General features: G+C 63.4%; 19 protein-coding genes and 3 pseudogenes. 10 read left to right on the top strand and 12 right to left on the bottom strand.

Annotated features, from left to right (window positions below):
• Positions 1-1,035: recombinase family protein (locus A5780_RS25550; RefSeq protein WP_255407289.1), on the bottom strand; the 1,035-nt coding region annotated here is incomplete at its 3' end.
• A 418-nt stretch (positions 1,036-1,453) separates the two neighbouring features.
• On the opposite strand from A5780_RS25550, the pseudogene A5780_RS40265 reads away from it, so the two are divergent.
• A pseudogene (locus A5780_RS40265) lies at positions 1,454-2,166 on the top strand (IS3 family transposase); the annotation flags it as partial.
• A gap of 61 nt (positions 2,167-2,227) precedes the next feature.
• Here A5780_RS40265 and A5780_RS25535 read toward each other — a convergent pair.
• Positions 2,228-3,886, bottom strand: coding sequence for an IS4 family transposase (locus A5780_RS25535; RefSeq protein WP_082976714.1), 1,659 nt, complete (start codon positions 3,884-3,886; stop codon positions 2,228-2,230).
• Positions 3,887-4,023: 137 nt separating this feature from the next.
• On the opposite strand from A5780_RS25535, the pseudogene A5780_RS42175 reads away from it, so the two are divergent.
• A pseudogene (locus A5780_RS42175) lies at positions 4,024-4,224 on the top strand (IS3 family transposase); the annotation flags it as partial.
• A 40-nt stretch (positions 4,225-4,264) separates the two neighbouring features.
• Here the strand turns inward: A5780_RS42175 and A5780_RS25530 are convergent.
• From A5780_RS25530 to A5780_RS25500, 6 genes and pseudogenes are all read right to left on the bottom strand, one after another.
• Positions 4,265-5,418: pseudogene (locus tag A5780_RS25530) on the bottom strand (IS3 family transposase).
• A 108-nt stretch (positions 5,419-5,526) separates the two neighbouring features.
• The gene (locus A5780_RS25520; protein ID WP_064909816.1) at positions 5,527-6,585 is read right to left on the bottom strand and encodes an IS110 family transposase; all 1,059 of its coding nucleotides are present in this window, start codon (positions 6,583-6,585) and stop codon (positions 5,527-5,529) included.
• Between the two features lie 288 nt (positions 6,586-6,873).
• Complete coding sequence (locus tag A5780_RS25515; RefSeq protein ID WP_223273901.1) at positions 6,874-7,374, bottom strand: recombinase family protein; 501 nt, start codon at positions 7,372-7,374, stop codon at positions 6,874-6,876.
• Positions 7,375-7,572: 198 nt separating this feature from the next.
• A complete protein-coding gene (locus tag A5780_RS25510) occupies positions 7,573-9,078 on the bottom strand; it encodes an NAD(P)/FAD-dependent oxidoreductase (protein ID WP_064909812.1) in 1,506 nt (501 codons plus the stop codon).
• Positions 9,075-10,004 carry a hypothetical protein gene (locus A5780_RS25505; protein ID WP_064909810.1) on the bottom strand — a complete coding sequence of 310 codons (930 nt, stop codon included), beginning with the start codon at positions 10,002-10,004 and terminating at the stop codon, positions 9,075-9,077. Before A5780_RS25505 ends, A5780_RS25510 begins: the two co-directional genes overlap by 4 nt.
• A gap of 52 nt (positions 10,005-10,056) precedes the next feature.
• Positions 10,057-10,974, bottom strand: coding sequence for an alpha/beta hydrolase (locus A5780_RS25500; protein WP_082976712.1), 918 nt, complete (start codon positions 10,972-10,974; stop codon positions 10,057-10,059).
• 325 nt (positions 10,975-11,299) lie between these two features.
• Between A5780_RS25500 and A5780_RS25495 the strand changes: the two genes are divergently transcribed.
• The 7 genes from A5780_RS25495 (at position 11,300) to A5780_RS25470 (ending at position 15,732) form a co-directional block, all read left to right on the top strand.
• Positions 11,300-11,935 carry a TetR/AcrR family transcriptional regulator gene (locus A5780_RS25495; RefSeq protein WP_064901987.1) on the top strand — a complete coding sequence of 212 codons (636 nt, stop codon included), beginning with the start codon at positions 11,300-11,302 and terminating at the stop codon, positions 11,933-11,935.
• 101 nt (positions 11,936-12,036) lie between these two features.
• Positions 12,037-12,702, top strand: a complete 666-nt coding sequence (locus A5780_RS25490; RefSeq protein ID WP_064909808.1) for a TetR/AcrR family transcriptional regulator — start codon at positions 12,037-12,039, stop codon at positions 12,700-12,702.
• Between the two features lie 60 nt (positions 12,703-12,762).
• Complete coding sequence (locus tag A5780_RS25485) at positions 12,763-13,203, top strand: PaaI family thioesterase (RefSeq protein ID WP_064901989.1); 441 nt, start codon at positions 12,763-12,765, stop codon at positions 13,201-13,203.
• An 8-nt stretch (positions 13,204-13,211) separates the two neighbouring features.
• Positions 13,212-14,090 (top strand): alpha/beta fold hydrolase, encoded by an 879-nt coding sequence (locus A5780_RS25480; protein WP_064909841.1) that lies wholly within the window; start codon positions 13,212-13,214, stop codon positions 14,088-14,090.
• 56 nt (positions 14,091-14,146) lie between these two features.
• Entirely contained in the window at positions 14,147-14,758 is a 612-nt protein-coding gene (locus A5780_RS25475) for a TetR family transcriptional regulator (RefSeq protein ID WP_064909806.1), read from the top strand.
• 102 nt (positions 14,759-14,860) lie between these two features.
• Positions 14,861-15,079: a ferredoxin gene (locus A5780_RS42170; RefSeq protein ID WP_223273900.1), complete on the top strand. Its 219-nt coding sequence runs from the start codon at positions 14,861-14,863 to the stop codon at positions 15,077-15,079.
• The gene (locus tag A5780_RS25470; protein ID WP_064909804.1) at positions 15,076-15,732 is read left to right on the top strand and encodes a transglutaminase family protein; all 657 of its coding nucleotides are present in this window, start codon (positions 15,076-15,078) and stop codon (positions 15,730-15,732) included. Before A5780_RS42170 ends, A5780_RS25470 begins: the two co-directional genes overlap by 4 nt.
• A gap of 52 nt (positions 15,733-15,784) precedes the next feature.
• Here the strand turns inward: A5780_RS25470 and A5780_RS25465 are convergent, their stop codons facing one another.
• Together A5780_RS25465 and A5780_RS25460 are read right to left on the bottom strand one after the other, a co-directional pair.
• Complete coding sequence (locus A5780_RS25465; protein ID WP_064909802.1) at positions 15,785-16,855, bottom strand: BtrH N-terminal domain-containing protein; 1,071 nt, start codon at positions 16,853-16,855, stop codon at positions 15,785-15,787.
• Positions 16,852-18,165, bottom strand: coding sequence for a cytochrome P450 (locus tag A5780_RS25460; RefSeq protein ID WP_231983083.1), 1,314 nt, complete (start codon positions 18,163-18,165; stop codon positions 16,852-16,854). The genes A5780_RS25465 and A5780_RS25460 overlap by 4 nt, the downstream gene beginning before the upstream one ends.
• A 112-nt stretch (positions 18,166-18,277) precedes the next feature.
• Here A5780_RS25460 and A5780_RS25455 point away from each other — a divergent pair, with 112 nt between their 5' ends.
• Positions 18,278-18,958, top strand: coding sequence for a TetR/AcrR family transcriptional regulator (locus tag A5780_RS25455; RefSeq protein WP_064909800.1), 681 nt, complete (start codon positions 18,278-18,280; stop codon positions 18,956-18,958).
• An 8-nt stretch (positions 18,959-18,966) separates the two neighbouring features.
• On the opposite strand, the gene A5780_RS25450 is transcribed toward A5780_RS25455, so the two are convergent.
• Together A5780_RS25450 and A5780_RS25445 are read right to left on the bottom strand one after the other, a co-directional pair.
• Positions 18,967-19,716: a TetR/AcrR family transcriptional regulator gene (locus A5780_RS25450; protein WP_064909839.1), complete on the bottom strand. Its 750-nt coding sequence runs from the start codon at positions 19,714-19,716 to the stop codon at positions 18,967-18,969.
• Positions 19,717-19,832: 116 nt separating this feature from the next.
• A complete protein-coding gene (locus A5780_RS25445) occupies positions 19,833-20,876 on the bottom strand; it encodes a ferredoxin--NADP reductase (RefSeq protein WP_082941119.1) in 1,044 nt (347 codons plus the stop codon).
• Positions 20,877-20,936: the final 60 nt, after the last annotated feature.

The following is a 20,936-nucleotide window of genomic DNA, read 5'->3' as shown; positions in this document are numbered from 1 at the left end:
ATGCCCCCGGCGGGGCACTGTGAACATGGGAACAGATTTTCCCGGCGCGGTGCCGGGCGGCGGCTGCTTTGTCTGGCAGGTGCCGCCGATCTGGTCGGTTCTTGGTTGTAGTGCCATCGCGGTGCTGGTGGTTCGGTGTGCGTGGTTGAGCGTCGCGCCGGTCAGCGTGATGCGGTACCGCACGCGGTTGGCGGTCTTGTTGTACCTGATTTCCAGTTGTAGGGCTTGGTAAACATCGCGGGCGATGTGTTCGGGTAGTTGGTCGATCCGGATTTCGCCGGTGGGTAGCGCATCGATCAGAGTGGGGTTGGGCTGTTGCTGCTGCTGGGTTTCGGCGTCGGCGAGTTGGGCCTGCAGGTCTGCTAGGTGGTCGCGTAACTGGGCACGGCGTTCGCTGATGTCTCGGATCAGGTCTTGGTCGGGTTCGTCGACGAGTTCCAGGCTGCGGACTAGTCGCTTGATTTTGGTTTCGGTGTCGGTGATCCCGTGGCGTAGCGCGGTGATCCGTTGGGTGTGTTCGGTTTCGGCGTGGGTATGGAGGTTGGCGTTGGTCAGCAGGGCGCGGCGGTAGTCGCCGAAGACGTGCTGGTTCAGGAATGTGTTGAGGTGTTCGCTGATGTCGTCTTCGCGGACGAAGAACGAGCCGCCGGTGGGATGGCCTTCGGGGATGTAGCCCTTTTTCGCGGCACACACGTAGTAGGCGGCGACGCGGCGGGTCTTGCCGAACATCCGCCGGTTGCACAGGTCGCAGTAGAGATGGGACCGGAACCGGTAGGAGCGTTTGGTTTGCGGGTGAGAGTTCGCCCCGGCTCCGCGCCGTGAGTTGTCCCGGGTCTTGCCGCGCTCTTGGACTGCGACGAACAGGTCGAGATCGACCAGCGGTTCGTGGACTGGCTTTTCCGACCAGACCCACTCCGAGATCGGGTTGGCCTGGTTCTTGTTGGATTTGCGGCCCCGCCGGTTCCACACCTGGTGGCCGGTGTATTTGGGATTGGACAACACACCCGCCACGTTCGACCATGTCCATCGCCCCACGGCGGCGTTCGGATCGACGGGCACGGGCGCGGCATTGGTGGTCAGATCCAGGTTGTGAACCGCCCCGGAGTGTCGGGAGACTTCAACCTCTGTGAAGGATGGAGTCGTGTCGAGTTCGAAGAAGTACCCGCAGGAGCTGCGTGAGCGGGCCGTGCGGATGTTCGCCGAGATCAAGGGCGAGCACGAGTCGGAGTGGGCGGCGATGAAAGCGGTCGCTGACCTGCTCGGGGTCGGGACGCCGGAAACTGTCCGCAAATGGGTGCGCCAAGGCCAGATCGACACCGGAAACCGGGCAGGAACCAGTTCCGATGAGATGGCGGAGCTGAAGCGGCTGCGACGCGAGAACGCAGAACTCAAGCGCGCCAATGCAATTCTCAAGGCTGCGTCGGCTTTCTTCGCCGCCGAGATCGACCGGCCCCAGCGCTGATCGTTCGGTTCATCACCGAACATCAGGGCCACCGTGAAAGCGGTGGCCTCGTCTGGGGTGTCGAGTCGATCTGCGCCGCGCTCTGCGAACTCGGCGTAAAAGCCTCCCCATCAACGTATTACGAGCAACGCAAACGCCTTCCGGCGCGACGGGAGCTCCGTGACGAAGAACTGAAGGTGGAGATCACACGCGTTCATTCGGAGAACTTCGGGGTCTATGGCGCGAGAAAGGTATGGCTGCAGCTGAACCGGGAGGGCCATCCAGTGGCCCGCTGCACCGTCGAGCGGTTGATGCGTGAACTCGGATTGCGCGGCGCTGTCCGCGGCCGGGTCAAACGCACCACCTGGCCCGATCCCGCCGCGCCGCAGCCGGCGGATTTGGTGCAGCGTCACTTCGCGCCGTCGGCACCGAATCGGTTATGGGTGGCGGACATGACATATGTGTCGACGTGGTCGGGCTGGGTCTACGTCGCGTTCGTGATCGACGCCTACGCGCGCCGGATCATCGGCTGGCGAACCGCCACGTCCATGACGACCTCGCTGGTGCTCGACGCGATCGAGCACGCCATCTGGACCCGCGAGCGGGCCGGATGGGATGTGAAAGATGTTGTGCACCATACGGATAGGGGTTCGCAATATACATCCATTGCGTTCTCCGAGCGGTTGGCCGAGGCTGGGATCCAGCCGTCGGTCGGGGCGGTCGGATAATCGTATGACAACGCCCTGGCCGAGACGATCAACGGCCTCTACAAGCAAGGCCGCGTAGTTAAGCGGTGGGGTCGGTTGTCGAGTCGCCGTCTGGCTGTGGTGGTTCCGGTGCCAGCCATTGGCGGTTGAGGCGGTAGCGTCCACGACCGATCCGGTCGAGGAACCCTTGGTCGGTCCATCGGCCTATTTGGCTGCAAAGGCTTCGGTAGCGAACGTGTTTCAGCTCTTGGGTGATTTCGCTGGGAGTCCAGTCGCGGTCGGGGTCGGTCCGCAGTAGCTGCAACACTTGCTGGCGGTGGCCCGGGTCGGCAGTGCTTGCGGGGTGTTCGGCCGCTTCGGTCTGTTGTGGGTCGGTGAGTGCGCAGAGTTCCAGCCGGATGACGGCTTGGCTCTTGGTAGGGCGGTTGCCGGTGAGGGCGGTCCCGTAGCGGGACATGGGGCATTTGACCTTGCGGGCGCTGATGCGCGGACGGCGGGCGGGCAAGAGTTTCTCCAAAACCGCTCGGGCGATTGCGTTTTCGGGTGAGTCGTTGCTGGTGATGTTGGTTGCGGTGACGATCTGGTTGATGGCGGCGGTCATGGCCACGGTGAAGCTTGCCCGGTCGGGGTCGGTTCCCGGAGCGGTCTCCACGGCGTCACACATGGCGCGGCGCAACGTCTGATAGATCGTCAGGGCGGCCCACATCTCCTGCTCGAGGCCGACCGGGTCGGTGGAACGCAGAACGCGTCCGCGGAACATGGTGTGGCGCAACGCGAAGAATGCTGATTCGATCTCCCAGCGCTCGTGGTAGAGGCGGGCGATCTGGATCGCTGGGTCGGTGCGGTGGTTGAGCAGGGTGGTGATGATCCGGTAGCGGTCACCCGTGCGGGATCCGTCCGCGCAGGTGGCGGTGATCTGGATATCGACGATGCGGAAGCGGTAACCATTGATCCTGGTCAGAACCGATCCATCGGGCAGTGTGGCCCACACGGCCGGACGACGGCGAGAGCTGAGCCGGACCACGAGCTGAGCGCCGGAGGCCGCGACGCGGGTGAGAATGTCATCACCACCGAAGTTGCGGTCGGCCAGCAACAGCATCGTGTCGTTCAACAGCGGCACCAAAGTGGCGGCGTAGTCGGTCTCACTACGCTTGATCGAGCCGAAGACTGCGCCGAGTAGGCCGCGGGTCCCGGTCTCACACAAGGTCACGACCCGCAGATGCGGGTAGCCCTCGGTGCCGCCGCGGTATCGAGTGAACTTGCCCAGCCGCATCCGGATCCGGTCCTGGTCTGGAGCCTGCAGCGAACCGCAGCCGTCGAAAGCCACAGTGCGCCAATGCCGATAGCACACACCCGGGGTGGCGGGCTGCGCCAGCGGGCCTGCCACGACCTCGAACAGCGCCCTCAACGGTGCCGCTCCCAGACGCCGGCGAAGATCCCGCAGTCCCTTCTCCGAGGGCCTGCGAGGGAGCAGCGATCCTAGCCCGGCGATCAGCTTGTCCCAGACCCTCTCATAGCCCAGCGTCGGGAAAACCGCCAGAGCCAGAACGAAATACACCCCGACGCGCGAGGGCAGCAAGCGGGTGCGACGCTGCACCGTCCGGGTCCGGGTGAGAACGTCATCGATCAACTCGAACGGCAGGTACTGCGTGAGCTCCCCAAGGTGACCGGGCGCGAAGATTCCTCCGGCCACGGTAATGGTGCGGGTGAGCGTCGTAGTGACAGACTGGGAGGGCAACGGGACCTCTCGGATGCAGGAAGACCTTGGACGGCTTCTCTCAATAGCAGAGGTCCCGTTGCCTTACCTCCCCGACACCCTCCTTAGGAAAAACCCGAGTTGACCTGCCTACCAACGACTTAACTACGCGGCATTGCCTCTACAAGACCGAGCTGATCAAACCGCGCGGACCGTGGCGCAGCGTCGACCACGTCGAATTCGCTACCGCCGAATGGGTCGATTGGTTCAACAACCGGCGGCTCTACCGCTACTGCGGCGATATCCCTCCCGCGGAGATGGAGACCGCCTACTACTCTCAACAACCAGCCCAGCAACCCGCCGGGCCGTCATACCGATAAGTGATGTTCCCCGGGTTTCGTGGAGTCGGGATGCTGGACTTCAGGCCACGGGTTGGATGGGTGATTGCATCATCTCGTACTCGATAGGGGACCGCATGCCCAGGGCCGAGTGACGGCGTCGCCGGTTGTGGAAGATCTCCAGGTATTCGAAGATCGCGTTTGCCAGTTCGATCCGGGTTCTCCATCTTTGACGGTTCAATAGCTCGGTTTGCATTCTGCCCCAAAAGGATTCGATGACAGCATTGTCGTAGCAATCGCCGATCGAGCCCATCGAGGGCACCAGCCCGGACTTGCGGGCCCGGTCGGTGAAGGCCCAGGAGGTGAATTGGACTCCGTGGTCGGAATGAATGATCGTCCCGGCCTGTGGTGAGCGGTTGGCGATGGCCATGCCCAGCGCGTTGGTCACCAGCGCGGCGGTCTGGGTCGAGTCGATCGACCAGCCGACGACCCGGCGGGAGAACGTGTCGAGCACGACCGCGCAGTACACCTTGCCTTCCCGGGTGTGGTGCTCGGTAATGTCGGTGACCCACAACTGATTTGGCTGTGATCGGGTGAACGACCGGTTGACCAGATCTCCCGCTGTCGGGGTCTGATGCCTCGGCTTGGGTCGGCGGTTGCCGGGCAGCCCCTTGATCCCGGCGCGGGCCATTAGCAGCTCGATCTGGCCGTGGCCCACGCTGATTCCGAGACCGAGGGTGAGTTCGGCGTGGACACGGTGGGCACCGTAGGTGCCGCGGGAAGCGGCGTGGACGGCGCGAATCTGATCCAGTAGCCACACATGCCGGATCGAACGCTGAGACGGCGGCCGGGACCGCCATTCGTAGTAGCCCGATTCGGCGACGTCGAGGAGCCGGCACGCGGCCTGCACCGGCAAGCCCTCGGACGCCATGGTGGCTATGGCCGCGTATCGCCTTTTGGGTCGCCTCCCTGCTCTTTCAGCAGTTCACGAGCCCGTTTCAGGATCGCCACTTCCTGCTCTAGTTCCCGGATCCGCCGTTTGGCCATCGACAGTTCGGTCTGCTCGGCGCGGCTTGCGCCGGGTAGCTGGCCGGTGTCGATCAGTTCCTGCTTGCGCCAGACATAGATCGTCTGGTCACTGATGCCCAGATCGGCGGCGACCTGCGCGACCGGACGCCCGGCAGCGACCAGATCCAGTACCTTGCGGCGGAACTCTTCGGGATAGCGCCTTGGCACGAACGAGTCTCCTTCGACGGTGTCGTGACCAAGAAGTCAGCCAAACCGACTCCGGGAAACCCGGGGAACATCAAAGTCTCCGGACTCACCGGGAGGCTTCTATGTTTGTCAAGTCGTCGCGTTGGCCTGCGTCAGGGTTCGGTGGATCTGCCGCGTGACATACCGTTTCAGGCATCGTGTGACCTCGCGTTTGGTTTTGCCTGCGGCCAGTCGCCGTTGCAGGTAGGCGCGGGTGTTGGGGTCGGTTCGCAGCCGGGTCAGCACGATCGTGTGAATGGCTCTGTTGAGCTGTCGATCGCCGCCGCGGCTGAGCCGATGCCGGGTGGTGTTGCCCGATGATGCTGGAATCGGAGCAGTCCCAGCGATTTTCGCCAGCGCGGCCTCGGTTCTGATCCGGCCTGGGTGTGACCAGACGGTGAGGATGACCGCAGCGGTGACGGCTCCAACCCCGTGCAGTGCCAGTAGTTGCGGGGCGTGCTCGGCAAGAATCTCGTCGAGCTGGGCACGGTTGGTTTTCAGCTGGTCGCCGAGTTCATTGATCCGTCGGGCCAGCCGGATCGCCTCGGCGCGGGCGACTGCCAACCCGATCGGCTCGTCACGGCGGCGCCAGGAGGCGACTTCGGTGATCTGGGCCGCCGACAGCGCCCGGCGCGCGTCGATGCCCAGGTCGTAGGACCTGATCAGCGCGGTGAGTGTGTTCACGGTGCGGGTTCGTTCGGTGGCCATCTGGTCGCGGGCGACGGTGAGAATGTTCAATGCGGCCCGCACCTGGCCGCGACGCCGGTCGCGCAGATCGTAGAGATCGGTGACGATTGTCGATCGGGCGGCGGTGACTGCGTCGAGAGTGTCGGTCTTTCCGTTGTCCCGCAACCGTTTCGCCGAGGGCGTCGGTGCCTCGACCACTCGGTAGCCGGCGTGTTCGAGCCTGTCAGCGGCGATCGCACCGTAGCTGCCGGTGCCCTCGGCAGCGATCAGAACCGTGTCGATCTCGCTGTCAGTTCGGCGACCGATCCACGCCTGGGCGCGTGCCAGTCCCGCCGTCGTTGTCGGAAACGTTGCCTGGTCGATGATGCGGCCGGTCAGGGATTCGACGACGGCGTAGCTGTGCGTTGCGGCGTGCGTGTCGACGCCGACGACGAATCGGTAGTGGTCTGCGACGATGGGCAATGCGGTGTTCTCCTCCAGCCGGGGTGGACGTCGTGACCGGCGTCGGCCCGGGTGAGAGTTACTACGAGGCAGACCTGTAATGAGGCACAACCGTTCCCGCGGTTGGACAAGCTTCTGATCAGGCCATCGTGGTGCGCCGGGCAGCGCCGGCCTTCAGACCGAGAGGACAACTCCCGGGAAGAGCACCCGAACGGGGCCAGGCGATTCACGAGTCACACCCGGTCTGAAGAACCAGCACCACCCTGCCAGCCAGCCCCAGGCCAGCCACCACAAACACTTACAGGCGGTTCAGTTGAGACGGTCGGCGATGGCTTGGTGGGACAGGTTCTCCTCCCACCGCCACCGGAAGATCTTTTGAACCACTGGCCCCTGGATGGGGTCGGGTTCGAGCCGTGTTTTCTTGTGTCCCCTGGCGCGTTTCGCTGGGACGGGGTGCGGCACGGGTTTCGCTCGATACCCGTAGGGTGGTTTGCCGACGTTGTATCCCGCCTCGGTGTGGACGGCGAAACCGTCCCACGACTTTTCGAGCATCTCGGTGACATAGAACTCGGCGATGCTTTGCTTGACCCGGCGGGTCAAGACCTGAGTCGCGACCTTCTGTTTGCGGATTCCGTTGGTGGCCAGGGTGAACGGCTCGTCGGCGGCGAGCAGCCGCACCCCGTGCTGCTGGAGTTCGTGTTCGATGGTGGTACCGGTGTGGGTGAAGCGGGAGATCCGTTCGATGGATTCGCAGATCACGAAGTCGAAGCGGCGGTCCGGGCGTCGCGCCTCGGCCAGGAGGTCCTGGATCCCGCCGTCACGGGGAACGGGTATATCGAACTGTTCGTGGGCGTGGCCGTGCGAGGAGCAATCCTCACAGGTCAGGAGTCAACCAAACCGGGGGTAGCCCCTCTTCGGACGGGCCACGGCGGTCGTCCAGTTGGCATAGAACCAACCCGGTGCGCGTGCCCGACACCCCACATCAGAACGTCGGGCACCCGACAGATTTCAGGCCACCGCGTGGTAATCGGACAGTACGACTTCCTCCATCTGGTTACGAAATTGCCGTGCCAGCCCGGGGAACATCGTGGGGTTGAAGCCCTCTGCCGTCAGGTACCAACTTGCGCACCCGGAATTCCACGTCGTCCGAGACAGGCGCCGCTGAAGATCCGCATTGAATCTGTCCTGCGCGATCTCCCGCACGTCGAGATATCGGAGGCCCCAGCGTTCGATCATCTTCATCGACTCGACGATGTAGTCGATCTGCGCTTCCAGATAGATGAGCGCGGAGTTGTGTCCGGGACCGGAGTTCGGCCCGAACGTGAAGTGCAGATTGGGATAGCCGGACACGTGAACACTCTTGTAGGCGTACGCGCGCTCGGCCCATTCGTCCCCGAGGAGTCGTCCACCGCGACCGCGTACGGGGAACGGCGTGCCGGTCTTGCCGATCACCTCGAATCCAGTGGCGAAAACAATGGCATCGAAGCGATGTTCGACTCCTTCGACGGTTTGGATTCCGCGCTCGGTGAGCCGGACGATCGGGAAGGTGTAGAGCTTGCACTTGTCGCTACTCAGTGCCGGGAGGTAGGTGTTCGAAACTAGTAGCCGCTTGCAGCCCGCCCGGTAGTCCGGCGTGAGCTGGCGTCGTGTCCACTTGTCGTCGACTTGGATCCTGAGTTGCAGTCGTGCCGCAAGCTCCAACAATGTTGTCAGCTGTGTCGGCCACACGACACCCAGCCCCATCGCCTCATGAGCCCAGAAGAGTGCGGTCCGTGCCAGATCCTCGGTGAGCGGCAGTCGTTGATACATCACCCTGGCCCAATCCGGCACCCGGTACTGCGGGCGCGGTAGCACCCATCCCGGGGTGCGCTGGAAGACCGCGACCCGATCAGCCCGCTTCACCAGCTCCGGAACGATCTGCACCGCACTCGCGCCGGTTCCGATGACGGCCACGGCCATGCCGGTCACGTCCAGGTCCGGGTTCCAGTGGGCGCTGTGAACCGTGTGGCCGCGATAGTCCTCGATGCCGTCGATGCTGGGCAGACTGGCGGTGGACAGTGGTCCGGTCGCCATCACGACGGAGCGAGCCTCGAGAACTTCCTCACCACCATCGATCACCGCCCGGACTCGCCAGACTCCGGCACCTTCGTCGAAATCGAGTCCAACAACGTTGCGGCCGTATCGAATTCGATCGACCAGATCGTATTCTCTGATTACCTCGCGAAGGTAGGCGAGGATTTCACCGCCATCGGAGTATCCGTGCGACCATCTCGGATTCGGAGCGAACGAGAACGAGTACAGCATCGACGGAATGTCGCAGGCAACTCCGGGATACGTGTTGTCGCGCCAGGTGCCGCCCGGGTCGAGTTCGCGCTCGAGCAAAACGAAATCCTCGATCCCCGCCTGCTTCAGCCGGACCGCAACACCGATCCCGGCGAACCCCGCGCCGATGATCACCACCCTGGCCGTTTCGGGAACGTCAGCGCTGACGACGTCTCCGATGTGGGTGATCATGCCGCGACAACCGGTTCGAAGGTGAGCTCGTTGATCCAGGAGGGAATCGGACCCAACATCCGCTTCGGATAGTGCGCGGTAACGGTGAGCAGGGTGTTCCCCAGCAGCCGATGGTACGGATGGGCCGGGTTCATGATCATTTCGCCGTAGTACTTGATGACGTGATAGATCGGATTGCGCCGAGTCGCGATGCTGCGATCGCCGATGATGCCAAACTTGCGAATGGCATCGAAGAGCTTCTGTTCGTCGAGCCCCATCTCGACGATGCTGTCGTGCACGCGGGTCAACAACGGCAGCCCGGTGAGGATGCCGACGATCATGGACGGGCGCAGCGCGGTTCCGACCGTTTCGATAATCAGCTGATGCAAAGGACTCGCCCCGATCATGTCCAGGACATGGAAATCGACCGCCAGATGCCGGGACTCGTCAGCATTGATCTTCTGAAAGACCTTGTGACACAGGGGGTCCTTGATTTCATCGAGCAAGAACTTGAGCAGCGCGCCGTCGAGCGCCACCTCCAGCATCGGGATCGCCGAACCCAGCACCGACAGCGGCATGTCGTCGGCATAGTTGTCCAGCCAGTCGATGGCGAGCCGGATATTGACGTTCGGTTCCGGAATCTCGTCGTCCTCGAGCATCCCCCACCGACGCATGAGAGCCAACTCCGCGTTCGCGTGCTTCTGCTCTTCGGCGTGGAAGTAGCGATAGATCTCGGCGAGAGTGTTGTCCTCGGCCTGATGGGCGAGCGCGACGAAGGCGCGCGAACCCACCTGCTCGATCCACACGAGGTCGGACATGAACTGTTTGATCTTCGGTCGTTGCTCGGCGGTGATCGCATCGGCCCCGGGTTCTTCCCAGTCGAAATCACCAAGCGCCCACTGGCGCTGCTTGATGGTGTGCAGAGTGTGCTGCAATTCGATCGGCATCGCGTCACTCCTTCGCGATTGTGGACACCCGACTCACCCGGGCATCCGGAACTCACTGTGTCGCCGCGTGGGCCTCCCCCACGGCGAGTGCATTGCGCAAAAAGGCTCCGCTGAGGCTCAGCGCCATGCGAGCCTGCGGCAAGTACCTGAACAGAGCCGGGAAGACGTGCACCTGCCCCGGCCAGATATGGAGGCAGGACACCCCTCCGGCGGCCTTCACTCTGGCGTGGAGCGCGCGCGCGTCCCCGAGGAGCATTTCGGTCCCGCCGACGTGGATCATGATCGGGCAGATACCCCGGAAATCCGCGTCGAGCACCGAGATCTCCCGCGCCGAGGCACCCGCGGTGTACAGGCCGACAACCCGGCTGACCGCCGCGGCCGCGGCGAACGGGTCCTTCTGTCTCCGGTTGCGTTCTCGGGTCCGTGCCAAGTTGAGGGTCGCATCCGTGACCGGAGACAGGACGAGCAACGCTGCCGGCGGGTAACCGTCACCGCGACGACTTGCCGCGATGGCGGTGAGCGCCGTCACGATCGCCAAATATCCGCCGGCTGAATCGCCGGCCACGGCCACCGGAGCGCCACCTGCTTCCGAGGTCAACCAGCGGTAAGCGCGCCAAACATCATTGTTCGCGGTCGGGAATCGGAATCTTGGAGCTTTTCGGTAGCTCACCGCGAACACCGGTAACCCGGCCGCTGCGGACAGCTCGGCCGTCACACCTCGATGTGTTCGTGGCGAGCAAGCGACGAACGCTCCGCCGTGGATATAGAGCAACGCGGCCCCTCGCGCCGTGACGCCTGGCGCCCGGACCCATTCGCCGACCACGGTCCCGTCCTCGAAGTCGACACGCACGGGCGCGCATTCGACTCCATCCCGCGGACGGCTGACAAGGCGAAGCATGCCGGTCAATGCCCCATCGAGCAACACCAATCCCGGCGGGCTCGCGGGGATCGCGACCGACAGCGGGCGCATCACACTCCGAACTCCGAAACCCGTCAGCGTCGCAGAGAAGCCGGGGCGCTCATGTACCGCGAGGGTCGGCACGCAGGGGGGAGTTCCTGCGGACGGATGACTTCTTGCCGACCGCGTCCACTGACTCAACAGTCCGACGATGCGCCAGGACGCTCCATTGCGTACCACAGATAATAATGGTACATATCCGGTATCTTTGTTTCAATACCTACGTCAAAGCCAAACAGAAGCGGATGATTGTACGAATGCCCAGAAGCCGGGCGAGAATCGGACACAATCGACGCCCGAAACCCACGACCTGGATCGAAGGAACGATCACATCGCGATGAACTACGCCAGCTTGCTCGTGAAAGCGGTCGCGCTGATCAGGACGCCGGCCCCGACCGGAACGCCGGAACGGATCCTGGACGCGGCGCTCCGGCAGTTCGAAGTGGTCGGGATCAGCCGGACCACGGTCGAGGACATCACTCGCCGCGCGCGGCTGGCCCGCGTGACGCTGTACCGGCACTTTTCGAGCAAGGACCAGATCGTCGAGGCGGTGATACTGCGCGAGCTCGGCCGGTTCCTTGGAGAGTTGGAGCGCGAGGTCTCCGGACAGGCGACGCTCGAGGACAAGATTGTCGAAGGGTTCGTCTTCACGTTAGCCGCTGTCCGCGGGCACGCACTGCTCAACCGGCTGCTCGAGACCGAGCCCGAGTCCCTGCTCCCTTTCCTCACCGTCGACGCGGGCGGACTGATCGAGATCGCGTCGAGCTTCCTGACCGACCAGCTCGCCAGGGAACTCGTCGATGTGCGCCCTAACCGCGAATTGCATGCGGTCTCCGAGCTGACGGTCCGGGTCATCCTCTCGTTCATCCTCACCCCTTCCGCGCACATCCCTCTCGACACGGCCGATGATGCTCGACGATTCGCACGTCGGCACCTGCTCCCCCGGCTACGCGATGACACCACACAGCTGTGAGACAATTTTTGCGTCCTGTTTCACCCATGGTGGCTCCGCCGAGGCGGTCGCGCCGCGGCCGAACACCGTGCCGGACGACCGGCATACTCTGTGCCGTGACGATGAAATCGATCCGTTCCGGAACCAGACCGCCCACCGGACGCGACCCCGCGGACAGCCTGCTCGATGCCGCGGAGTTCTGCTTCGACCAGATCGGACCTGCCGCGACGACGATGGATGACATCGCCAGACAGGCAGGTGTCTCCCGCGCCACCCTGTACCGCACCTTCGCGAATCGGGAGGCCGTCGTCTCGGGTGTCATTCTCCGGGCCGCTCGCCGATATCTGGACCGAATCCGCCCCAGGATCGTGGCTGAACCCGATCTGGGGTCGGCGGTGCTCACCTTCGTGGAAACAACCATTCAGACTGCGACACAGGACAACTCGATCGCAGCCCTGTTCGTCAGCGACGATCGCCTCGCCGACACCGGGCTGTCGACTGAGACCTCGGTCGCACTCTTCGAGCTGGTGACAGAATTCCTGCGGCCAGTCTTCACCGCACACTGGACCGACCTACTGCCCGGTACCTCGGTAGATGACGCCGCCGAGTGGATCTTGCGGACGATCCTCAGCCTGCTCACCGTCCGAGGACCGAAACGACGCAGTCGTGACGGCTTGCACGACTACCTGGTTCACTACCTGCTCCCCGCTCTGGCCAGCACGGGCACGGCCGACCCCGGGCCGACGCCACCCCCTGGGGACAACTCGGCGAGCGACCCCTGCACCTGAGACAGATTTGCAGTACTGTCTCCATAGCACCGGCCGACGTACAGGGTGGAGCACACACCGATGGAATTCCCGCAGTTCGATGAAGAATGGGCCGGACAGATGTTGACCTCGGCGACAGCCGCGGGTGGACTGTCCGGATACCTCGATTTCCGCCACACCGAGCTCGACCCCGGTCGGCTGATCGCCGAGATGGCCGTACGCGACGAACTACTCACACCGTTCGGCAAGCTGCACGGCGGCTGCTTGTCGGCGATGGTCGATCATTGCCTGGGGGTCGTCTTCTACCCGGTCATCCCCCGTGGTTGCTGGGTAGCGACGACGGAGTTCAAATTGAACTTGCTTCGACCGGTCAGCGACGGGACATGTGTCGCGACGACCGAGATCATCGCCCTGACGAAGCGGTCGGGTGTCGCGCGAATCGACATCACGAATCACGGCAGGGCTGTCTGCGCCGCCCAGGGCACCGTCACCATCATTGCCAACCCGGACGCCAGGCCGTGAAAACGGCGATGACGACGGTGTCGGTACCGACCCGTGACGGGATCATGCTGACGGCCGATTACTACCACCACGATTCGGACCACCCGGCAGTTATCCTGCTCCACGGCGGCGGCCAGAGCCGCCACGCCTGGCGGACCTCGGCCTCGCGCCTCCACGAACGCGGCTACCCGGTCATCGTCTACGACGCACGCGGACATGGAGACAGCGATTGGTCCGCCGACGGCAGGTACGAGATCGAGCATCTCGCCGACGATCTGCTCGCTGTGCGGGAGCACTTCGAGCTCGATCGCGCCCCTGCCGTCGTCGGCGCGTCATTGGGTGGGATGACCATCCTCGGCACTCATCTGCTGGCACCCCCGGACCTGTGGGGAGCCGTGGTTCTGGTCGATGTCACTCCCCGGATGGAGTTCGCGGGCGCACGCCGGATCGTGTCGTTCATGTCGGCGCACCCGGACGGGTTCGCGAGTCTCGACAGCGCCGCGGACGTCATCGCCGCCTACAACCCCCATCGCGAACGGCCGGTCCGGCTGGAGGGGTTGCGCAAGGTGCTTCGACACCGCGATGACGGCCGATGGGTGTGGCGGTGGGATCCAGCGTTCATCGCGACACGCTTCGACGCCATTCACGGTGATCCGGCCGACGGGGCCGACCAGTTCGAGTCGCTGGTCGACACACTCCGGCTCGGAGCGGGTCGGATCACCGCGCCCACCCTGTTGGTTCGCGGGGGACTCTCCGATCTCGTATCCCATGACACCGTCGCCGAGTTCCTCGACCTCGTCCCGCACGCCGAGACCGTCGACATCGCGGGAACCGGTCACATGGTGGCCGGCGACGACAACGACGCGTTCACAGCAGCCGTCGTCGACTTCTTGAGACGAACCCTGTAACCCGACCGGCTTCGGGGCCGTCGGCCGACCGCGGCGAGCCGCCTATCCTGCACAGCATGCCGAGTCGGTCACTTCGCACGTCCTTCCGCAATCATCTACGAGAACAGGCCCTGTCCGCCGCGCGCACCTTGACCATCGAAAAGGGTTGGGAGCGAGTGCGGATGGGAGAGGTCGCCGACCTGGTCGGAGTATCCCGGCCGACCCTGTACAAGGAATTCGCGGACAAGAAGGGATTGGGTGACGCGCTCCTGGTTCAGGAGGCCGAACGCTTTCTCGCCGGGATCGACAGGATCCTCGAGGAGAACGCCGGAGATGTCGGCGGAGGCATCACCGCCGCCGTGCGATACACGATCGCGGAAGCCGAGACCAGCCCATTGCTCAGGGCTGTGCTCACCGCGAACCACGGCGTAGAGCCGGAAGCCACCGGCACCGGGATACTGCCGCTGTTGCCGACCTCGGCATCACTACTCCAGTTGGCATCCGAAGCCCTGGTCACGTGGTTTCTGGAGCATTTTCCAGCCCTCGACGCCACCGACGTGGCCGATGTCGTCGATGCGATGGTCCGGCTGACGGTCAGCGGTCTGGTCTTGCCGGCGGCCGACGCGTCATCCACCGCCGACCGGATCTCCAGGGTCGCCATCCGCTACCTCCACTTGGATGCGCTTTGAACCGTCGGATTTACAAGAACATAGGCATTGTTCAAATCTTGACAGAATGGCATATTTTGTAAATACTTGGCCGGTACCCAGCGGTTACACCCGGGAGCAGTCATGACGATCCACACAGCATCCGAACCCTGCGGCTCGGCCGGAAGTCGGCCCCCACGCCCTTACGACGAGGCCGATCTCTCCTCGACGGCGTTCTGGGCATCCAGTGCGAGCGAGCGGGAATCGACCTTCGCGGAGCCCGAACCGCCGGAATGCCATCGGGCGCTCATCGAAGAAGCGGTCTCGGCATGTCCCACCGGCGCATTGAGCGTCGAGGAATGAACGCTGTGGACCATCTGCAAGCCACCGAATTCCTGGACTGGCAGCACCCCGCCGTCCAGGAATTCACCCACGCGGCGGTCGACGGCGCCGTCGATCCCGTCGAGCAGGCCATCCGAATCTTCACCACGGTCCGTGACTCGATCTGGTACGACCCGTACACCGTCGCCGGCGATCCTCGGCAGTACCGAGCCAGCGTGGTCGCCATGTCCGAACGTGCCTACTGCATACCGAAAGCCGTGCTCCTGACCGCGGCCTGCCGCGCCGTCGGAATACCGGCCATGCTCGGATTCGCCGACGTTCGAAATCACCTGCAAACCGAAGCACTGAGGCAGCGCATGGGCGGTACCGATGTGTTCGTGTACCACGGGTACAGCCAGATGTTCCTGAAAGGACGCTGGGTCAAAGCCACACCCGCCTTCAACCGCGAATTGTGCGAGCGCTTCGGTGTAGAACCGATCGAATTCGACGGCGAACACGACGCGCTGCTGCACGCCTTCGCAGGCGATGGCAGTCGGCACATGGAATACCTGCGCGACCGCGGCCAGTTCGACGACCTACCGCTCGACGACATCCTCGACGCTCTCCGCGTGAACTACGGTGAACTCGTCGATGTGCCGTCAACCGTCTCGGATGCCTTCCGCCGCACCGAATGACCGATTTCCTCCGTGCGGGATGTCCACTGCGACACCGGATCACATTCCGCTGTCACTGTGGACCTCCGCGAAACGTGGACGGCCGATCGAGGGCAGTGGCCGCCACCTCGATCGCACGACGAAGGTTGGCCTCCTCGTCGACGACGCTGTGCGCGATCCCGCGGATGGCGTGTAGGCGCTCCGCGGGGTCCAGATCGGACCGCATTGCTTCGGTCGCAATCGCAGTCCACAACTCAGCACAGGTTCGCGCCTTACCCGCGGCGAGCAGAACCTGGGGGCTGCCGACCGCAGCGGCGATCTCGAAGCATCCTTCGGCGAGCAACCGGCGGAAAAGCCCGCCGCCGGTGCCGGCCTTCTCGATGAAAGCCGCGAGGTAGCGCAGAATCTCGTCGAGAGCCCCCGGGCTGAAGGCGGCCCGCCATCGATCGAGATCCTCGGCGAACGCACGCACTCCCTGCAATCCGGTGGTCGCACCGGCCGTGCCCCCCCGACTGACGACCGGGTCGGCCATGGTCGAAGCAATTTGACGGAAGGCGTCCGCGGCGACATTCCGCAGCGGCGGTAGACCTTCCGGCCATTCGATAAGGAACGTCGTGTGCCTCGTCGGAACCGGGAAGGACGTCGATGCCCGGGCCCGCGCCAGCGCTGCATAGGGCACCAGTTGGGTCTGCTCCCGGTCGTTGTCGACGACATGGGCGATTTCCGCGTCGTCGTCGTAGCCGATCACGACGATGTCGTGTCGGCTCATCCGCAACTTCACTCGCAGATACGGCAGTTCGGCGATATCCGCCCACGCCATAACCGGTCGGCCGGAGTCGATTTCGTTGGTCACCCACTTCCATCCGAGTTCTGGATCGTCAGTCGAGCGCGCGTCCACGGTTGCGCCGAGACGCGTCGGCAGATCGGTCTCCAGATCGGAGCCTCGGCCGACCAGGTAGAGAGGAGGGCGCAATTCCGACGAGCGCAGATAGCTGAAATCGAGCGCGCCGCTGAGGGTGAAGGTCAAGCCTTCCGAAGGTGGCCCGTTCCAGCCGAGCCCCGCCCACGCGAGTAGGTCCCGCTGGGCGCCGGAACCGCAATGGCCACCCAGACGGTGGGGGTAGGCGAGCACCAATCCGCTCACGTCAAACTCACCGGCAACGACGCCAGACCCCGGAATGACAGCCCGGGCCGCCACACCGGCTCCCCGTCCGCGGCCAAGCCGGGGAATCGCGCCAAAAGGCGTGGGAACAGCTCCATTGCCTCGGTCCTGGCCAATGCAGCCCCGAGACAGAAATGGATTCCCGACCCGAAGGACAGCGGGGCCGGATTGCGGCGGCGAAGGTCGAGGATGTCGGGGTCGTCATAGCGATCGGGATCGCGGTTCGCCGAACCCAGCAGCATCAGCACGACGGTTCCGTCCGGCACGGAGACATCACCGATGGCGGTATCGGCGAGCGCGGTGCGTCCGTTGGTCTGAACCGGCGCGTCATAACGGAGAAGCTCTTCGACCGCGTTCGACGCCAACGCCGGTTCGTCGCGGAGTGCGGCGAGTTGATCAGGATGGGCGAGCAGTGCGGCCAGCCCGTTGCCGATCAGATTGGTGGTCGTCTCGAACCCGGCGGCGAAAAGCAGGATGGCCGAGCCGACCATCTCATCCTCGTCCAGGGCGTCCGCACCCCGCGCGATCGCGAGACGGCTCAGAAGATCATCTTGCGGATCCGTCCGCTTCTCGGCCAACAGCGTCGAGAAATACTCGACCAATTGCGTTTCCGCATCCGCCGCTCGTCGGATTGCCGCAGTGTCGGAAGCGGGTTCGAGCGGCGCGAGCAAACACCGCACGAGCGGAGCGGCCGCCGCGCGATCGGATTCGGGCACTCCCAACAGGTCACCGATCACCGCCACGGGCAGTGGCAATGCGATCTCGGAGATGATGTCGATCCGTTCGCGCTCCGCCGCGGCATCGAGCAGATGGTCGATGCGTTCGGCGATTCGGGGACGCAACTGTTCGACGTGGCGGTGGGTGAACGCATCGGCGACCAAACGCCGCAGCCGCTCGTGATCGGGCGGATTACGGAACAGCATTGTGCGCCGGAAACGATGCAATGTCGTTCGCTGCAGATCCTCCGGCACATCGGTGAGCCGGAATCCCAGCGATTCGTCGGCCTTCCCCAGTCGACGATTCCGAAGCGCGGCCTGGCAGTCGGCGTATCGGCTCAAGACCACCACGCCCGAAGCGCTCACCAGCACAGGCGCGGTCTCACGCAACAACCGGTAGCCCTCGTATGGGCCCGATTCGCCATATTCGGTCAGCAACATCTGGCGCAGCAGGTCATCTGGTTCGGCACGCGTCATCAGAAGACACCTGCCCCAAGCAAACACGTCATCGCGAGATCCATGACCGCTCTCCGCTATCAGTCGAGTTGAAATGTCCGCGTTTCCACCCGAGGGCACCACGCGTCTCCCTATGAGACCAATAGTCTCATAGGGAGACTGTTAGTTCAATAATAACGTTGGGTAATACTGGGATACCGGCCGCCGGCGAATCCATCGATCTGGGAGCGTGATGCCCGCACCACTCGACACGTCCTCACAGGCACGCGAGCCCGATCCACGACTGGCTCGTTCGCGCGCCCGGCTGATCGATGCCGCCACCGAACTGCTGGCTGAGGGCGGCGTGGACGCTGTGACCATCGATGCCGTAATTCGCCGGGCGGGAGTTGCCCGAGCAACCCTCTACCGGCACTTCGGTTCCGGTACCGAACTACTCGCCGCGGCCTTCCAGCAACTGTTGCCTCCGGTGGCCTCGGCCCCGGAGGTCGGCTCACTACGATCGCGCCTGGTCGCGCTCGTTTGCGACCAGGCCCGATTGATCGATCAGGCACCGTTGCAGTTGACCGTGCTCTCGTGGATGGGCATGAGCAACCCCGAAGCGGACCGTCGGACGACCGAGGACGATGCGTCACGGCCGCACCTCACGGCACTGCGACACCGGATCATCGAGCAGTATCGTGGCCCCTTCGACGCGATATTGGCGAGCGAGGCAGCCCGGGCATCACTTCGTCCCGCGATCGAGGCGACCACCGCGGTTGCTCAGTTCGTCGGTCCGATGATCTTCAACCGACTCGTGACCGGCCTACCGAACGATCAACAGTTCTGCACTGTACTCGTGGACGATTTCCTCGCCGCGAATGCCGCCAGAAAAACGAACGAAGTGATGGATGTAGTCGACCAGAACGAACAATGATTTAAGACTCAGCTCTTCACGTCGACCGTTTCGATGTTCTCGATTCGCAGTGTCTGACGCGGGTCGATACGAATACCGCGCACCTGCGCTGAAGCGTCGATGATCCCCCAGACGATCGCGCTCAGATTATCAGCGAAATCGACACGCGACATTGCGGTCTCGGGATCGGCTTGGGAGTTTATCCACCAATCTGTCGCGGACAGGCTCGCGCCGATGATCGATTGAACTACAAGATCGATACCGGTTGTATCCGCTCCGAGTGATTCAAGAACTGCCGAGAAATGGCCCGCGATGAAGCCCGCCAACTCGCGGGCGTCTTCAAGAGCCTGGTCCGTTTCCGATGAATTATCATCGAAGTGGCTACGCACGAGGAACTGGAAGACATTCTGGTGCTCATCGACCAATTCCGAATACTGTCCGACAATTTGGCTCATCACCTCACCGATCGGCGCGGTGGCAAAATCGCTCGAAGCCAGAATATTCGACCACATCAGATCTTTCGCACGCTCGACGACGGCCGCGCGAAGTCCTTGCTTATCCTTGAAGTGACGATATAGCTTCGGCTTGGTAGCACCGGCTTCGCGCGCGATATCGTCCATGCTGGCATCAGGGCCGTACTTGCCGAATGCGCGATAGGCCGCATCGACCAACTCTGCCCGCACCGTGACCCGATGCTCGGCCCAACGGCTCGAACGGGCGTCAACTCGCCGAACCACCGAGCTCCCGACCTCCAGAACCCTCTGCCGCGCACCTGTCATCGCACCCATGGTACGCCATGGGTCATGCGACCTACCAGTGCACATGACCCACCACCGCACACCGTGCCGGTCGGCCGATAGAGCGATGAAACCTGGCGTGGACAACTCGCCTTCGATCAATCGAATGTCACTGTCACACTGTCCGTCACCGGCACCGACTGGCACGCCAGCCGGTCGCCTTCTTCGATGTCGTCCTCGACGAGCACATCATTGACCTTCATCTCGACATCGCCGTCGACGACCCGACACAAACAAGCACCGCAACCGCCCTCTCGACAGGAGTACGGCGGCGAAAAGCCTTCTTTGAGAAGGATATCGACGAGCGAGATGTCTTTCGGCCAATCCAGTTCGGCGCGCTCCCCATCGAGATAGACCACCAGATGCGCTCGCTCGGTAGTCATCGATTCCGAGACGGTGTTGTCGACATCGAAGGGATCGGTGCGCAACGATTGGAAAACTTCCCGATGGAGATTTCGATGCGGCACATCGGCATGATGTGCCGCATCGGTTACCAGATCCATGAACTTCGCCGGGCCGCACAAAAAAAAGGCACGGTTCCGATGCTCAGCGCACAGATCGGCCACCGTTTGCCGATCCGGCAGCCCTTGCCGGATCTCCAGCCATTCGATCAGGCTGAATCGCTCCGGAAACTGATTCGCCAAATGACGCAGTTCTTCGTAGAAGATGGCGCTCTCAGCATTCTGATTGGCATAGAAGAGAATCAGGTGACCGCCGCCTTCGAGCAGAGACGACTTGATGATGGAAATGATCGGAGTAATGCCACTGCCGGCGGCAAACAGGATCATATCCGCATCGAGGTCTTTCGCCGTGAAATGCCCGCTCGGAGGCAGCACGGTCATCTTCATTCCCGGCACCGCGTGATCACACAGCCAGTTGGACGCATAGCCATCGGCCGTACGTTTGACAGTCACGGCCAGTGTGTCCTCAGCATGGGGAGAACTGGACAGTGAATAGCATCTGGCGACCGACGAACCCTCATCGACACCAGGTATACGCAGGGTTAGAAACTGCCCGGGATCGTATGAGAACGTTTCCCAGTGCCCCTCCGGAACGTCGAACCATATCGAGATCGCGTCGGCCGTCTCTTGCACGACCTGGCTGACGGTTAGCTCGCATGGAATATTTCTTTTCGAGGACATTCTTCTCTCCATCGATATCGGTTCGGCGCCCGGTTCGGCGCGATACCGGCCCGGGCGGCG

The organism is Nocardia sp. 852002-20019_SCH5090214 (assembly GCF_001665865.1).
Lineage (GTDB): Bacteria > Actinomycetota > Actinomycetes > Mycobacteriales > Mycobacteriaceae > Nocardia > Nocardia nova.
This window is presented reverse-complemented; position numbering and strand designations above follow the sequence as displayed.

What these genes read in the sequence shown, in the direction of transcription:
- A5780_RS25490 (WP_064909808.1), top strand. Translation starts at nt 12,037, where the DNA reads ATGAAATCGATCCGTTCCGGAACCAGACCGCCCACCGGACGCGACCCC.
- A5780_RS25455 (WP_064909800.1), top strand. Translation starts at nt 18,278, where the DNA reads ATGCCCGCACCACTCGACACGTCCTCACAGGCACGCGAGCCCGATCCA.
- A5780_RS25495 (WP_064901987.1), top strand. Translation starts at nt 11,300, where the DNA reads ATGAACTACGCCAGCTTGCTCGTGAAAGCGGTCGCGCTGATCAGGACG.
- A5780_RS25510 (WP_064909812.1), bottom strand. Translation starts at nt 9,078, where the DNA reads ATGATCACCCACATCGGAGACGTCGTCAGCGCTGACGTTCCCGAAACG.
- A5780_RS25480 (WP_064909841.1), top strand. Translation starts at nt 13,212, where the DNA reads ATGACGACGGTGTCGGTACCGACCCGTGACGGGATCATGCTGACGGCC.
- A5780_RS25450 (WP_064909839.1), bottom strand. Translation starts at nt 19,716, where the DNA reads ATGACAGGTGCGCGGCAGAGGGTTCTGGAGGTCGGGAGCTCGGTGGTT.
- A5780_RS25485 (WP_064901989.1), top strand. Translation starts at nt 12,763, where the DNA reads ATGGAATTCCCGCAGTTCGATGAAGAATGGGCCGGACAGATGTTGACC.
- A5780_RS25445 (WP_082941119.1), bottom strand. Translation starts at nt 20,876, where the DNA reads ATGTCCTCGAAAAGAAATATTCCATGCGAGCTAACCGTCAGCCAGGTC.
- A5780_RS25500 (WP_082976712.1), bottom strand. Translation starts at nt 10,974, where the DNA reads ATGCGCCCGCTGTCGGTCGCGATCCCCGCGAGCCCGCCGGGATTGGTG.
- A5780_RS42170 (WP_223273900.1), top strand. Translation starts at nt 14,861, where the DNA reads ATGACGATCCACACAGCATCCGAACCCTGCGGCTCGGCCGGAAGTCGG.
- A5780_RS25475 (WP_064909806.1), top strand. Translation starts at nt 14,147, where the DNA reads ATGCCGAGTCGGTCACTTCGCACGTCCTTCCGCAATCATCTACGAGAA.
- A5780_RS25470 (WP_064909804.1), top strand. Translation starts at nt 15,076, where the DNA reads ATGAACGCTGTGGACCATCTGCAAGCCACCGAATTCCTGGACTGGCAG.
- A5780_RS25505 (WP_064909810.1), bottom strand. Translation starts at nt 10,004, where the DNA reads ATGCCGATCGAATTGCAGCACACTCTGCACACCATCAAGCAGCGCCAG.